At 60.7% G+C, this 14,516-nt stretch carries 12 protein-coding genes and 1 pseudogene; 6 read left to right on the top strand and 7 right to left on the bottom strand.

The features are described 5' to 3' along the window. Positions 1 to 123: 123 nt before the first annotated feature. The 5 genes and pseudogenes from PPGU16_RS30290 to PPGU16_RS30270 all read left to right on the top strand — a co-directional run bounded on the left by PPGU16_RS30290 (position 124) and on the right by PPGU16_RS30270 (position 6,598). Positions 124 to 1,750, top strand: a pseudogene (locus tag PPGU16_RS30290) (MFS transporter). A 12-nt stretch (positions 1,751 to 1,762) separates the two neighbouring features. Next, complete coding sequence (locus tag PPGU16_RS30285; RefSeq protein ID WP_180726421.1) at positions 1,763 to 2,839, top strand: HlyD family secretion protein; 1,077 nt, start codon at positions 1,763 to 1,765, stop codon at positions 2,837 to 2,839. Further along, complete coding sequence (locus tag PPGU16_RS30280) at positions 2,836 to 4,374, top strand: efflux transporter outer membrane subunit (RefSeq protein WP_180726420.1); 1,539 nt, start codon at positions 2,836 to 2,838, stop codon at positions 4,372 to 4,374. Before PPGU16_RS30285 ends, PPGU16_RS30280 begins: the two co-directional genes overlap by 4 nt. A gap of 96 nt (positions 4,375 to 4,470) precedes the next feature. Then, positions 4,471 to 4,740: a hypothetical protein gene (locus PPGU16_RS30275; RefSeq protein WP_180726419.1), complete on the top strand. Its 270-nt coding sequence runs from the start codon at positions 4,471 to 4,473 to the stop codon at positions 4,738 to 4,740. Between the two features lie 148 nt (positions 4,741 to 4,888). After that, positions 4,889 to 6,598 carry a tetratricopeptide repeat protein gene (locus PPGU16_RS30270; protein WP_180726418.1) on the top strand — a complete coding sequence of 570 codons (1,710 nt, stop codon included), beginning with the start codon at positions 4,889 to 4,891 and terminating at the stop codon, positions 6,596 to 6,598. Between the two features lie 539 nt (positions 6,599 to 7,137). Here PPGU16_RS30270 and PPGU16_RS30265 read toward each other — a convergent pair. The 5 genes from PPGU16_RS30265 to PPGU16_RS30245 all read right to left on the bottom strand — a co-directional run bounded on the left by PPGU16_RS30265 (position 7,138) and on the right by PPGU16_RS30245 (position 10,714). Then, the gene (locus PPGU16_RS30265) at positions 7,138 to 7,452 is read right to left on the bottom strand and encodes a hypothetical protein (RefSeq protein ID WP_180726417.1); all 315 of its coding nucleotides are present in this window, start codon (positions 7,450 to 7,452) and stop codon (positions 7,138 to 7,140) included. 379 nt (positions 7,453 to 7,831) lie between these two features. Continuing rightward, positions 7,832 to 8,839, bottom strand: coding sequence for a Gfo/Idh/MocA family protein (locus tag PPGU16_RS30260; RefSeq protein WP_180726416.1), 1,008 nt, complete (start codon positions 8,837 to 8,839; stop codon positions 7,832 to 7,834). Between the two features lie 37 nt (positions 8,840 to 8,876). Continuing rightward, a complete protein-coding gene (locus PPGU16_RS30255) occupies positions 8,877 to 9,368 on the bottom strand; it encodes an NUDIX domain-containing protein (RefSeq protein WP_180726415.1) in 492 nt (163 codons plus the stop codon). A 30-nt stretch (positions 9,369 to 9,398) separates the two neighbouring features. Beyond that, positions 9,399 to 10,007 carry a hypothetical protein gene (locus PPGU16_RS30250; protein WP_180726414.1) on the bottom strand — a complete coding sequence of 203 codons (609 nt, stop codon included), beginning with the start codon at positions 10,005 to 10,007 and terminating at the stop codon, positions 9,399 to 9,401. Positions 10,008 to 10,069: 62 nt separating this feature from the next. Then, a complete protein-coding gene (locus PPGU16_RS30245) occupies positions 10,070 to 10,714 on the bottom strand; it encodes a hypothetical protein (protein ID WP_180726413.1) in 645 nt (214 codons plus the stop codon). A gap of 341 nt (positions 10,715 to 11,055) precedes the next feature. On the opposite strand from PPGU16_RS30245, the gene PPGU16_RS42775 reads away from it, so the two are divergent. Then, complete coding sequence (locus PPGU16_RS42775) at positions 11,056 to 11,625, top strand: hypothetical protein (RefSeq protein ID WP_243460728.1); 570 nt, start codon at positions 11,056 to 11,058, stop codon at positions 11,623 to 11,625. Here the strand turns inward: PPGU16_RS42775 and PPGU16_RS30235 are convergent. Together PPGU16_RS30235 and PPGU16_RS30230 are read right to left on the bottom strand one after the other, a co-directional pair. Next, positions 11,576 to 12,028 carry a cupin domain-containing protein gene (locus tag PPGU16_RS30235; protein WP_180726412.1) on the bottom strand — a complete coding sequence of 151 codons (453 nt, stop codon included), beginning with the start codon at positions 12,026 to 12,028 and terminating at the stop codon, positions 11,576 to 11,578. The genes PPGU16_RS42775 and PPGU16_RS30235 overlap by 50 nt on opposite strands. A gap of 176 nt (positions 12,029 to 12,204) precedes the next feature. Continuing rightward, entirely contained in the window at positions 12,205 to 14,187 is a 1,983-nt protein-coding gene (locus PPGU16_RS30230) for an SMP-30/gluconolactonase/LRE family protein (RefSeq protein WP_180726411.1), read from the bottom strand. Positions 14,188 to 14,516: the final 329 nt, after the last annotated feature.

Here is a 14,516-nt window from a genome sequence, read left to right as displayed (position 1 = left end):
TGATCAGGAGATCATTGCAACGGTCTTGACCTGGAACACCTGAGGTCTCCATCAGCGTCCATCGTCTGAAGGTTCATCCCAGATGCGATGCGTTGTTGAGGACTATTTGCCGAGCGCACCCCTATGACGAGTGTCAATCCCTCGACGACTGAAACGGCCGGCCCGGTTGTTGCGTCGTCTCCCGCCCCGTTGCCTGCACCGCAAGCGCCGACACCCGCGCCGCAGGCACCCGCGCAAGCGGAGATGTCGCTGCGCCTGGCCATTGGTCTGAGCGGGATGCTGCTCGCGTCGCTGCTGGCAATCGTCAACGAACAGGTCACGGCCCTTGCCATGACGGACGTGCGCGGCGCGCTTTCCATCGGACATGACGACGGCAGCTGGCTGACCGTGCTGTTCGAAGCCGCCAATGTGTCCACGATGATCTTTGCACCGTGGTTCGGCATCACCTTCACCTTGAAGCGGTTCACGATAGGTGCGGTGATGGCATCGATGCTGGTTGCGTTCCTGTGTCCGTTCTCGCCGAACCTGTCGACGTTTTATGTGCTGCGTATTCTGCAGGGCATCGCCGGCGGCTGTTTGCCTCCCATGCTGATCATCGTGGCGTTGCGCTATCTGCCGCCCCAAAATCAAGCTGTACGGGCTTGCGGGATACGCGCTCACCGCAACCTTCGGGCCCACGATCGGCACGCCGCTCGCCGCGTTGTGGACGGAATACGTGAGCTGGAAGATGGCGTTCTGGCAAACGGTGCCGTTCGGCCTGTTGAGTTGCGTGGCGATCCAGTATGGCCTGCCGCAAGACGCCGTCAAACTCGAAAGATTCCGCTCTTTCAATTGGGTCGGATTATTCACGGGCGGTCCGGGTGTCGCGATGCTCGTCATCGGCCTGTTGCAGGGGGATCGGCTCGACTGGCTCAATTCGACGTTTATCTGCGTGATGCTGTTCGGAGGAATACTTCTTTTCGTCGCGTTTCTCGTCAACGAGTGGTATCAGCCGGTGCCGTTTTTCAAGCTGCAGTTGCTGTACCGCCGAAACTTCTCACATGGACTGTCGACGCTCGTCGGCGCCGTCATGCTGCTGGTTGGTGTCGCTGTGATTCCCGCCCAGTTCCTTGCGAAGGTGCACACGTACAGGCCACTCCAAACTGCACCGTTGGCGCTGCTGGTTGCCATTCCGCTGCTGATTACGCTTCCGCTGACGGCCGCCCTGCTGAACATGCGCCGGATCGATTCGCGGTGGATCATGGCATTCGGACTGTCGCTGGTCGCCACCACGTGCTTCCTCGGAAGCTTCATGACTTCCGAATGGGTTCGCGAGAATTTTTACTGGCTCCAGTCGTTGCAGATCGTCGCACAGCCGATGGTGATCGTCGCCATCCTGATGGGCGTGACGACCGGCTTGCCGCCGACGGAAGGCCCTTTCGCTTCCGCCATGTTCAATTCACTGAAGGCATTCACTGGCGTGGCGGCAACGGCGCTGATCGACGGCGTGGGCACGGCTCGCGAACATTTTCATTCGAGCATGCTGGTCGACCATCTGGGCAACAACGCCTTGATCGCCAGCCAGAGCGTCGACGCCGCACATAGTCTCGGCGAACTCGCGCACCGCATTCACGAGCAGGCCGTGGTGCTGACGTCCGCCGACCTCTATCGCGTGATGGCGGTGATCGCCGTCGCCGCTCTCCTTCTTGTACCAGTGCTGCCAGTGCGCATCTATCCGCCGTGGAGCACGACACCGCCCTCCACCCGCTAACCATCGATTCATATGTCATTCCTCACCCGATTCCCCCCCAAACTGGTTCGCATCGCCGCCGTCGTCGTCGTGCTGGCCATCGCTGCCTGGGGTTGTACGAAGCTGCTTTCAAATCCAGACTATGAATCCACCAACGACGCCTACGTGGCCGCGGATTTCACACTGGTCGCGCCGCGCATTGCCGGCCAGGTTTCAGAGGTACTCGTCGAGGACAACCAGCAGTTGAAGGCTGGGCAATTGATGGTGCGTATCGACGATCGCGACTTCCAGGCTGCGTTGTCGACTGCGCAGGCCGATGTGGCTGCCGCAAAAGCATCGGTTGCGAACTACGACGCCGAGATCGCGCGTCATCCTTCACTCGTCGATCAGGCGCGCGCCACGCTGCGCGCCGACGAAGCATCCATCGATTACGCGCGGGCGAATGCCGCGCGTTATCAGAATCTGTCCGAGTCTGGCGCGGGCACGATGCAGGAGCATCAGCACGCTGCGAGTGCGCTCGCCGAACAACTCGCGCAACAGGCGCATGACCGTGCTGCGCTGGCCGCGACCGAACAGAACCTCGACGTGCTGCGTACGCAGCGCGATAAGGCCGCTGGTGCGTTGGCACACGCTCAGGCCGTGCTGGAGCAGGCCAGGCTCAATCTGTCCTATACGGAGATTCATGCGCCTGTCGACGGCAAGGTGGGCAGGCGTTCGGTGCGGGTCGGTGCGTTCGTCACGCCTGGCGCGCCGCTGCTCGCGATCGTGCCGCTTTCGGATGCCTATGTGGTCGCCAACTTCCAGGAAAACCAGATCACCAACATGCGGCCCGGCGAACGCGTGCGTATCAAGGTCGACAGCTTTCCAGGCGTGGTCATTCAGGGGCGTATCGACAGTCTCGCCCCGGCAACCGGCGTGAGCTTCGCGCCGATCGCACCCGACAACGCGACGGGCAACTTCACGAAGGTCGTGCAGCGCGTGCCCGTCAAGATAACGATCGAACCGGGACAACAGGCGGCATCCGCATTGAGCGTCGGCCTGTCTGTCGAAGCGGAAGTGGCGGTGAGCAAGCATGGTGACGCGACGATCGCGGGAGCGGACAAGAAATGAACGCGCGCGAGCTTTCCATTCGTACGCCCGCGTTGGCAGTATTGCTTTGCTTTGCACTTAGCGGCTGTCTGGTGGGTCCCAATTTCGAACGTCCGACATCGACTACACCCGACGTCTTCAATCGTACGCAGACCGCACAGGCCCCGAGCAAGGCAACCGAAACCGCGTTCAATCCGGATTGGTGGCTGCTGTTCAACGATCCCACGCTGAACGCGCTCGAACAGAAACTGGCCGACGCCAATCTCGACGTGGCAGCGGCCTCTGCCCGTTTGCGGCAAAGCCGGGCAGAACAGCGTGTTGCAGGGGCCGCGGAATATCCGACCGTCACGGGCGCCGCTTCGTACAACCGCGAGCGCGGCAGCCCGAACGGCATTCTGTCGTTGCTCGGCGTCTCGCCGACGGACAGCCAGCCGCAATCGGCTTCAGGCAGCGCACCGCTCGGCGTCGCGCCTTTGCCTGGCAGCAAGGGGTCGCCGGCTTACAACCTGTATCAGTTCGGTTTTGACGCGTCGTGGGAAGTCGACATCTGGGGCCGGGTTCGACGTAGCGTAGAAGCGGCGTCGGCATTGACGGATGCTTCTTACGAAGAGCGCAACGCGGTGCTGTTGTCGGCGCGTGCCGAACTCGCACGCGATTACATTCAACTGCGCGACACGCAGGCGCTGCTTCAGATCGCTCATCAGAATCTCGAGATTGCGCGCGACGCCACGAAGCTCACGCAAACGCGCGTACGTGAAGGCGTGACGACCGATCTCGACGTGGCCAACGCGTCCGCCCAGGTAGCGACGATCGAAAGTCTGATTCCGACGCTCGAATCGCGCAGCGAAACGACGATCAATGCGATCGGCGTGTTGCTGGCCGAGCAGCCCGGCGCGCTGCGTCAGATGCTCGTCGAGACACGCGACGTTCCGGGGCTTCCCAGCCAGGTGCCGATCGGATTTCCGTCCGAACTCGTGCAGCGCAGGCCCGACATCAGAAAGGCCGAGGCGCAACTGCATGCGGCGACGGCGGCTATCGGCATGGCAAAGGCCGACTTTTATCCACGCATCTCGCTGAATGGCAGCGCCGGATTCCAGAGTCTTCAGCTCTCGAATCTCGCGGATTGGGCGTCCGGTCAGTTTGTCGTTGGACCGTCGATCACGCTGCCGATCTTCGAAGGCGGACGCCTCAAGGGCACGCTCCAGTTGCGCGAGGCGCAACAGCAGGAAGCGGCAATCGTCTACAAACGCACCGTGCTCGAGGCGTGGCGCGAGGTGGACGACGCGTTGATCGTTTATGACGCTGAACAGCGCCGGCACGATCGACTGGAAGAAGTCGTGAGTCTCAATCTGCGCGCGCTCTCGATTGCGCGTCAGCGGTACAAGGCCGGCGCCGTCGATTTTCTCGATGTGCTCAATGTGCAAAGGCAATTGCTCGACGCCCAGAGCAACCTGGAGCAAAGCAAGGCCGACGCCGCTGCCAACCTGATCACCTTATGCAAGGTGCTGGGCGGCGGATGGGAATCGTCGTACGCGCAACAGGATGTGCGTCATTGATGTGGCGGCCATGGCGTGCTGCCGCGCCTCCCTCCACGTTTATCCATTTCTTAAGCGCCGTGGACACGCTTCTGCGGCAGGTCGTCCCTGGAGAGCATGATGAAACTGTTTGTTCGCACCTTAGTCATCGCAACGGCCCTCGCCGTCCCCGCATTGTCACAGGCTCAGGAAAGCAGTCCTCCCGCACAGGCGGCGCAGCAGAGCACCGCGTCGGAATCGGGCTACGGCGGTAGCACGACTGGCATGGACCAGGCCGGGGCGCAGAAAAAGGCGGGCGGCTTCTGGCATCGTGGTGGCGGCAGCAGCACGTCACACGACAACTGTACAGGCCCCGTCAGCTACTGCAACATCTTCTTCGGCAGCTAACGGCAAGCCGCGTGACGAGGTCAGCCAGCGAACCCGATGTGTCCGATTCGCATCGGCGATAATGCACGGCATCTGGTCAACTGAAACTCGTCCCGGCCATCCCGCCGACCCTTGAGCGTCAACGGATGCGTCGGCGACCCTGCCGCGTATGAGCAAAACAGCAAATCAGCAGCGCCGCATCGACGCGATGCTTCGCGAAGCCGTAGCAATGCAGCAAAACGGTGCGCAGCCCGAAGCCGAGGAGATCTATCGCGAGATTCTCGCCCTGCGTCCCATGCACTTCGACGCGATCCAGTTGCTCGGCGCGCTGTCGTTACAGGCGGGACGTATCGACGAAGGCGTCGAGTTATTGCAGAAGGCGGTGTCGATCAACGGAAAGCAGGCACCGCTGCACTCGAATCTCGCCTACGCCTATAACGCGCAGCGCCGCTTCAACGAGGGTTTGGCCAGCGCCAGCCGCGCGCTGGCGCTGCAACCCGGTTTTCCCGATGCATTGAACAATCGCGGCAACGCGCTGGCGGGACTCGACCGGCCTGCGGAAGCGCTGGCGAGCTTCGACAAGGCGCTCGCCTTGCAGCCCGAGCTCGCACAGGCATGGAACAACCGTGCCTGCGTGTTGCGCGACCTTGACCGTCCCGCCGACGCGCTCGCGAGCTGCGATCAGGCCATCGCGCTGCAGGCCCGTTATGCCGACGCATGGAGCAATCGCGCGAACGCGCTGAGCGACATGAACCGTCCACTGGACGCGCAAGCGAGCTACCAGCGCGCGCTCGAACTCGCCCCGGCATTCGTCGATGGCTGGAACAATCTCGGCCTCACGCTCGTCGACATGAAGCGGCACGACGAAGCGCTGCAGTCCTACGAGCGAGCACTCGCGCTGGACGCCGATTGGGCAGAGGCGCATTGGAACTACGCGTTGTGTCTGCTGCAAACGGGGCGGCTGGAACAGGGCTGGCGCGAATACGAATGGCGCTGGCAGCGTCATCGCATCAAGGCGTCGCAGCGGGGCTTCACACAGCCGCTATGGCTCGGCGAATTTCCGCTCGAAGGCAAAACCATTCTGCTGCATGCGGAGCAAGGGCTGGGCGACACGCTGCAGTTCTGTCGCTATGCGCCCCTCGTTGCCGCAATGGGTGCACGCGTCGTTCTCGAAGTGCCGAAGGAACTGATGCGACTGCTCGCGACGCTTGACGGCGTTGCTGAACTGATCGAGCAGGGTCAACCGCTGCCCGCCTTCGATTGTCACGCGCCGCTGCTTAGTCTGCCGCTGGCATTCAGGACCGAACTCGCGAGCATTCCGGCCGGGACGCCCTATCTTTCTGCGGACAACGCGGATACGCAGCGCTGGGCGCAGCGGCTCGCTGGCGACGGCGCGCCTGCGCTGAAGGTCGGGCTCGTGTGGGCGGGCGGAAATCGTCCGCATGTCGCTGAACTGAGGAAGACCGACTCGCGGCGCTCAGTGACGCTCGATACGTTAGGACCTGTGCTCGATGTGCCGCACGTGCGCTTTTACAGCCTGCAGAAAGGTCCCGCCGCGCAGCAACTGCGCGACAAACCGGCGTTCGGCGAGCGCATCATCGACTACACCAATGAACTCGATGACTTCGCGGACACGGCTGCGCTGGTGGAGAACCTCGATCTCGTCATCACGGTCGATACCGCTGTTGCTCATCTCGCGGGTGCGTTGAACAAGCCGGTGTGGATCATGAACCGGTTCGATACGTGCTGGCGGTGGCTGCTCGATCGCACAGATAGTCCGTGGTATCCGGGCGTCCGGTTGTTCAGGCAACCTGCGCTCGGCGACTGGGATAGTGTGGTTAAGGCGCTTCGTGATGCGCTGAGCGCGGAGCGTTCTTGATGGATTGAGGGGCTCAGGAATCCAGACGCGTGCTTGCACCTATCGCTTCCGCCTGCGGCCGCTCGCCAGCGCGCGTTGAAGCGCCCCAAGCCCTTTTCGTATGTCGTGAGCGCCGTCGAATAAAAGAAGTTCGAGATGCGTCCCGCTATTGCAGCAACGCATGACTATCGAGCACGCCATAGCGGTTCGACCAGTGGTAGCACATAGGTCACGCCAGAACGTAGGTGGCAAGCATAGACGCTGCGAGAACCAGTACCGCAACAGACGCCAGCGTAGGCGCCGGGTAGTCGCGCCGAAGTCGCACGCGTGCGGCCCCTCACGACCTCTCTTGCAACAGTGGATACGACGCGCTCGTGAAAGCGCAGCATGTCCCTCGGGACGATCACACTCGAATCCCACCTTATCGGTGACGCCGATCGTGTAGGTCGGCCGTATAACCGGCGCCTGCCACCGCCTATGGCGGCCGCCTCAGGCGCTTTTGTGCCCTACACGATCCAGGCGCTTAGTCGCTTGCGCTCACTTGCACCGCGCAGCAATCTTTAATTGCTAGCCGGTGACTTGGTAGTTGGGGTCGCAAGCGTGTTATTGGTCTTCGGAGCCGGCGTTGAACTATTGTTCGGACCCTGCTGCATGCCCGGGTTCTGCGATCCGGCGCTCATACCGCTATCCGAACCGGTGGTGCCAGGCGTGCCGTAGCCGCTCGTTGAGTCGTTCATCTGATTGGTTGCCGGGCTGGACGTGCTGCCATGGCTCGAGCCGCCACCAGCCGAACCACCAGCCGTCTGTGCATAAGCGCCGCCCGACAGCGCGAGCGCGGCGACGGCCGCGATAAGTGCGCGGGTTGCCTTATTCATGATCCGTTCCTCCTTGATTGAACTGGAATGTCGACGCAGACGATCGCCGCCTGCTCGACTATGAATTGAGCAATCACTGTGCCGCACGCTTTCGGCAATGCGCGGTAGATCCCGAGCTCCGTTCAGCCGCCCGCCGCGTTCGCTTTCATCAGAGAAGGTGAAAACAGTACTGCTTCACAACTGCTCGATGCCATGGAAAAGGGTAAAGACGTTACGGACCGATTTACCTTGAGCCCGTGACCAGTACTTTGTTCCGCTGATCGTTGCAATGCGGATTTGTAAAGAGCGGCCACATCGACAATCTCGACGAAGAAGATCGGGAGTTGATCTTTGTGGAGCGACCGAGCGCCCGATCGTCATAGTCAACCGTACCTCAACTTTAAGGAATGCTCTCCCACGCACCCGTTCGAGCCGAACGGAACACGGCATCGATCACACGCATATTTGCGCGTGTATCTTCCAGCGAGATAGCCTGCGTGCTTCCACTCAATATCGCTTCCGCAAATGTGGTGGCTGCTACGCCATATTGATCGCACACCGGAATTTCCACCCAGCGATCAGCCCCGACACCGGCGCTTGTGTTCTCACTCACTAACAGACGCGTCGGTCGATCGACAGGCGCATTGAATGGAATCTCGACCTCGATCCGCCCCTTGGTGCCGTGAAATTGCATCCGCTGATACGGGTAGGCCTGAGTCGAGTAAAAGAAACTCGCCTGCACGCCGTCGAAGTCCATCATCACGGAGCCAAGCCGGTCCACTTCGAATACCGGATCCCGCTCCATCAGCGCAACCACGCGCCTTGGCTCAGACCCGGTAACGAAACGCGACGTCGTGATCGGGTAACAACCAATATCGAGCAGACCGCCGCCGCCCAGTTCGCTCTTGTTGCGGATGTTGTCAGGGTTCGTGTTGTTGTAGGTGAAGCCGCCCGTCACCGCCCGCAACTCACCAATTGCACCTTCGTCGATCAAGCTCCGCACCTTCAGCCATTGCGGATGCGTACGGACCATGAAGGCTTCCTGTATGTATCGGCCGCTCTTGTCGCGTGCAGCGATGAGTCGTTCAACCTGTTGAGCATCCAACCCGATCGGCTTCTCACACAGGACGTGCTTGCCCGCCTCGACGGATTTGATCGTCCATTCCACGTGAATGTGATTGGGTAGCGGAATATAGACCGCGTCGATTTCCGGGTCCGCCAGCAGCGCCTCATAACTGTCGTACGCGATGGCCAAACCATATCTGGTCGCAGCTTCCTGAGCTTTCTGCAGAGATCGCGACGCGATGCCCTTCACCCGGCACTTCGGCGCGTTGTGCATGGGCACGACAACCTTGTCGTTGATCTTCGCGGTGCCCAAAATGCCCCAGACAATTTCATCCTTAGCCATGACATCCTCTTTCAATCGATTGAGTTTCTGGACCTGTTTACTGACTGCAGAGTTTCTTGCCGAGATAGTCGACGACCGCCCCTGTCAGCACGATGTCGCGCAACTCCTCCGGCGATGCCAGATGCGCGGCGACAATCTCCCGATTATCAAGCCGCAACTCGGGCAGGTGATCGAGATGCAGTTCGAAGAAATGCACCCGGTCTCTTCGCCCCTCCCAACTACCGCAGACGGTGCCCACGGCGCGCAATGTGTACGACGACAGACCAATCTCTTCCTCCAGTTCGCGCCGCGCCGCTGCATCGGGCGCCTCACCGGGCTCGATACTACCGCCGGGAAAATTCCACTCGGGCCGATACGATGACTTCACGAGCAGCAGCGACTGCCCGACATAGATGGCGACTAGCGCGCCCTCATGACGAGGCCGCCGGAGATGCCACCAGACGCGAGCGAACCGGTATCCGAGGCGAAGCACCATGCGCCAGACAAAGTCGATAAGCGTGGGCGGGCGCGCTCGCTCAAGGCTCGGCATCGAGTTCTCTCCTTTCTGTTCGTGGCCAGATTAATGGAAGGCGCTACCAGAGCGGACACGATAACGCTGAACAACCATGACCAGGCAAATGCCGACTGACGCGATGATGTTGACAAGCGGATAAAACGCGACTGCCACCGTCCATTGTCTCAAGGCCAGTATTGCGAGCGCATATTTGACGATACACAAAACGAAATAGGCGAGGCTCTCACTCCAGGGATCGCGAATCGTCTTGCGGACCGTCGGACCGAGACCAGCAAGTTCGATGAGCGTCACCAGACAGATCGAGAGCGTCGGATCTTCAGTCAGTATCCAAAGAGGTATGGCTAATAGCGCTGCCCCAAGAAACGTCCAATCGGATCTCGTCCAGCTTTTCTCACCTCGATAGATACTCGCTACGAAAATCAGAATACATGTTACAGCGATCGCCGCTGTGCACCACGCAGAAGGACCTGCACCCGCAACGAATTGCCCAGCAGCGGCGATGGTCGTGACGATCGACCAGATCAGCCACGTGAAAAGATGCGGACGAACGGCGCGCCTGACAATCGCGAGCCCATAAGGAATGGCCGCTACAAGCGATACGACTGAACCGATAACGCCAAATATCGAAGCGGTGTCGTGATCGATGTTTACCATTGCAATGGTTTCTGTTCGAACATCCGGAAGCCGGCATCACCACGCTTAGCTCACGAACCAGCTCAGTTCCGCATGTTTTGCTCGCAATCTTCCCAGTAGCGAAGCGGGTCGTGATGCTCAGGGTAGTGCGCCTTGAGCCAAACCGACAGCCTGGTCCAGTCCGGATGGTTGGTGCCCGTCTGGGCAGACCAGATCGACGACCTCTCAAGAATCTGACCGTTCATGCGATCACGGACAATCAAGCTGCCTAGTCCGCTCGAACTGTTCGTCTGCGACTCGACCAGATACCGCGGCAGAATTCTTAGCTCGGCATCCGCGGCCCACCCGTATAATGCGCGGACCACGCCGGACGGGTCTCGCAACTGTATGGGGCCACTCTCCGGGCGAACGGCGCTCCATCCTTCTGGAAAGTCGGTCACCACCTCGTTTTTGCCTTCGCGCACCCACTTCACGCGCCACGCCTTCACCATCGACTCACGCATGCGGGATATCGACTCATAGCCAGCAGGCAACTCGATCGCCATCGGAAGCGTAATGAGGTTGTCTTTCCAGAGTTTGGACTCCTCGTCCACACGTTCGACCACGTCGAACGCCCCTGCTTCGAACGGGTTCTCAGGCCGGCTCGATGTCTTCACGTTCCCTGCGGGCAGTCCTTCGAACAGGCGCTCGGCATCATGGCGGGTAAGTTTCGTCTTTCCTTTCTTCATTGAGTTTCTCTGCAGCAAGGTTGTCGCGAGCGGCGACGCCATCAGGATTGAAATCGGACATCACGTCCGCTCACGCGTCTGAACGTGCTTACGTTCTCGTTCTGCGGTATTTGCTTGTGACCAGCTTCGGCTGCGGCAATGGCGCCGCGGCTGCCGCCACCCTGCCCCCAGATGTCCCCTGGATCGGTCCACAGGATGGCTAGAGGACGTGCATACAACAGATTATAGGCCGCCCGCTGGCCGGTTCATTTCGACGGCGGTTATCGGATGGAAAGAGAGGGCACAACTCGAAGATCCAACGCCCCACCGATGTTGACGGGCCCCCGCCTCGCACGTTCTGGATGTTGCTACGTCATCCAGGCGAGCTGACGGTCGTGCGTCTGAATGGAAAGCGCATGCCTGATGTCCCGCCGTTCCACATGCTTCTCATCGCGAACGCGCTCCTCCTCGCAGACGGGCACGGACGTCAAGGGGCGCCTTTCTCGTCTATCACACGCTTCGCTGCGTTGAATCCTGTCGTCAAGGCGTCGTCTTGCGTGTCGAAGACCCGGTTTCCTTCTGCGACGAGCCCGATCGGCGTGCCTACCGGTCTTCTCGGTTCCACCGTGCAGATACTCACCACTGCAACGTACCCCACCGGGGGCCCGTACGTGAAATCGCTTGATACAGCCCGCACGGACTCGAGCTGCACGGTGACCTCAAAGCCTTTGTACGAGTACATTTTTTCCATTGATTTACTCCCAGCCTGGCAGACCGCGAGCCGATCGCCATCGGTCGCGTGGCCTCGGTTCATCGGGTTAAACAGGAACGTGAGACATGCATTCGGGCGGCTCGCGTTGTCCAACGTCCGACACCCCAGGTTCATTGGAGTGGTGGTGGTGCCGCTGGCACCAGCCCGTACCTGGACATGACAGCGATAAGCTTCGAGCGATCGGGCGGCCCGCCGGCGCTTACGATTGCTCCAACATCACGAAAATACTGAGCGCCTATGTCCGGCGTCAGGACGATCAATGCGCGGGCCGTGTCATCGTGCGGGTTGCTGAAGTGATGAACCGACCCACGCGGCGTAAACATCCATTCGCCTGGCACCAGGTCGCGCACTACCCCGTCGACCGAGTACCGAAGCTTGCCCTCCAGCACATAGACGCACTCTTCGTTATGCGTGTGGCTATGTGGCGGCGGGACTTGAGCGCCCGGCGCGACAGTCAGCTCGAAAACGCCCATCCCGCCCGTGGCGGTTCCGTCGATCAGATACTGAATGCTCAATTGACCAATATGGATGGGTTCGATCGGAGCCGCGCCGCCAGGTGTCATTTCCGAACTCCTTGGGATTCAGGATTCGCTTCAGTCCGCCAGCGCCGCAGGTTAAGGCGTGCCGCCTGCGGCACCTCCGCCGACCGGACGGAATGCCATTCTTCCCCGATTATGCGCCTCTCTGCAACACATTTTGTCGTGAGCGATGACAGGCCGCTATCGGCCCGAGCGCTGCGTCAATTCACACCGAACGGTGACACCATCATCGTCTTTGCCGCGCTCACGCCCGTCCCGCTCGACGCAGGCGGCGTCCAGCGATACAGCACGATGCTCGCGTCGTTGTAGTTGTCCCTGGTGACTTCATATTCGCCGTTCGAACGCCGATACGCCCGAAGTCCATACATCGAGTCCACGTCGTTGCCCACATCGACCGTGTTCGGATTGCTGTTGACGAATGTGATATCGAGTTTCCCTGTCGTGAGGTTGAACGCATCGATATTCGGCACGGTATGGACGTAGCCGACAAAAAGATAGTTTCCGGCGGCCACAACCGATTTGGGATTCACGCTGGTCAGGTTGATCACCGGATCCGGCGCCGTCCTGTTGCCGGCCAGCCAGCCGTGATACACCTCGACGCGCGATCCGACCGCGGTCCAGTCCGTGCTGCCGGATATCCCTGTGAGAACCATCGTGTCGCTTTCGGGCAGGTACATGATGCGCGTCAGTTGCGAGAGCGTCGACGGAATCGGCATCGTGATTGCGGCGCCCCACAGCGGTTTGCCGTTCGCATCGAAACCATTCAGCGGATAGTGCGAAATCACGTTGGTCTTGTCGAGGCCAGCCCAGATATCGCCCTTGCTATCCAGACAGAAGCCGTTGCGGACTTTAGCCGCCGTACCGAACGACGTTCCGGGCAGCGTGCTATCGGGAATCGCAATGTACCCGCTCGTCCGGTTGAAATGGAAAAAGTAAAAGGTATCGGGATTCTGGCTCGCTGCGACGAGTATCCGGTGTCCGCCCACACTGACCACGTGAGCGAAATGTTCGCCGCGTTCGTGGTCGGCGAGATTGATGCGCGGATCGGAGGGGTAGGTGAACGGATCGATTGTGTTGGCAACGTAGGCGCCTCCCGGGGTGCCCGCATAAATGTGCATGCCGCCGTAGAAGATCGCCCCGTCGGTGGCGGGGTCCGGTGCGGCGTTGCCTTCGAAGTTCACCGACTGGAGCTGCCAGCGCAGTACGCCCGTGCCATCGTATGCGTGGATATCGGTGCCGCCGTTACGGCCGAGATCCCATGATCCGCCCCACGGGTTGTTCAGCACGTAGAGATTGCGAGCAGAATCCCTGCCGATGCCGGTCACGCGCGTGAACCGCCGGTCACCTACCTGCCCCTTGGTGCCCGTAACGGTATTCAGGAATCCGCCTTGAACACCGAACGTACCGGCAGCATACGGTGCGCTGGAGACGTCATAGATCTTGATGTTCATGTCCGGCCCCTGGTCGCCGATCCATAACTGCCCGCTGATCGAGTCGAAATACAGCGAGGAGGGTTGCGCTTTCGCCGCCAGCTGAATGGTCTTTCCGCGTTCGCCCGTCGGGCTGAACTGGATCACTGTACCTATGCCTTGTTGCGCGACCCAGATGTTGCCGCCCGCGTCCACTGCGAGCGCGCCCGGCCCTGCCACGCCGATATCGCGCAGCCAGACACCGGACGTCGTAAATACGCGTACGCGGTTGCCTGGGAAATCGCTTGCGTAGAGCAGCGAGCCCGACGTCGCGAGTCCGGTGACGACGTCCGCGAGGTGTTCGGTGGTCGTGTCGCTTACCGTGATCAGCAGGTCGCGCGTGCGGCTTATCCGGTCATACCGGCCCACCTTGCCGCTTCCATACGTGGCGTTGAACTGCAGCGCAGCGAATAGCGAGGTCGAGTTGCCTGTGATCGCACCACCCTGAAACTCGCCGTGCGCCCCGATCGATCCGATGTTCCGTCCGTTCTGATAGATCGCGATGCCGCCCTCGTCCTCGTCCCACATCGACGCGGTATAGATCACGCCTTCGGGTGCCACCCACATCGAGCGAGCCACGTTACCTACCCGGGTCGCCGCCGTGCCATGTGTGTTGGCCACCCAGCTGGTGGAGTACTGGGCTTCGCAAACGGACGCGGCCGTTACGTTCAGCATCACTGCGACTAACGCGGTACAGAGTCTTTTGAAAACCATGAGGGATGTTTGTTCGATCGCACGCCGTGCAGCACGGGCGTAGATGGTGCGGTGTTGCCAGCCCTGGCAAACTTGCAGTCCGAACCCTCACGATTCGTACCCGTACGTCGCGAAACGGGCGACGTGACGCGTCGAAGTAGTGTGGGATGTCGTTCGGGTTAACGGCGAAGCGTGATTCGAGTTGAGCGGTTTTTTAGCTGGACTTTGATGACGCAGCTACGACTGGGGCGTTGCTCGTGGTTATCGAGGCGGGTGCCTGGTAAGTTTCGAGCGGCGTAATGGGCACGCGATTGTTGCCGATGTGCGTGCTGTTGAAATGGTGTGTGCGG

The organism is Paraburkholderia largidicola, assembly GCF_013426895.1.
In the GTDB taxonomy this organism is placed as follows: domain Bacteria; phylum Pseudomonadota; class Gammaproteobacteria; order Burkholderiales; family Burkholderiaceae; genus Paraburkholderia; species Paraburkholderia largidicola.
Note: the sequence above shows the minus strand (reverse complement) of the source record. Positions and strands in the feature narration are given on the sequence as shown.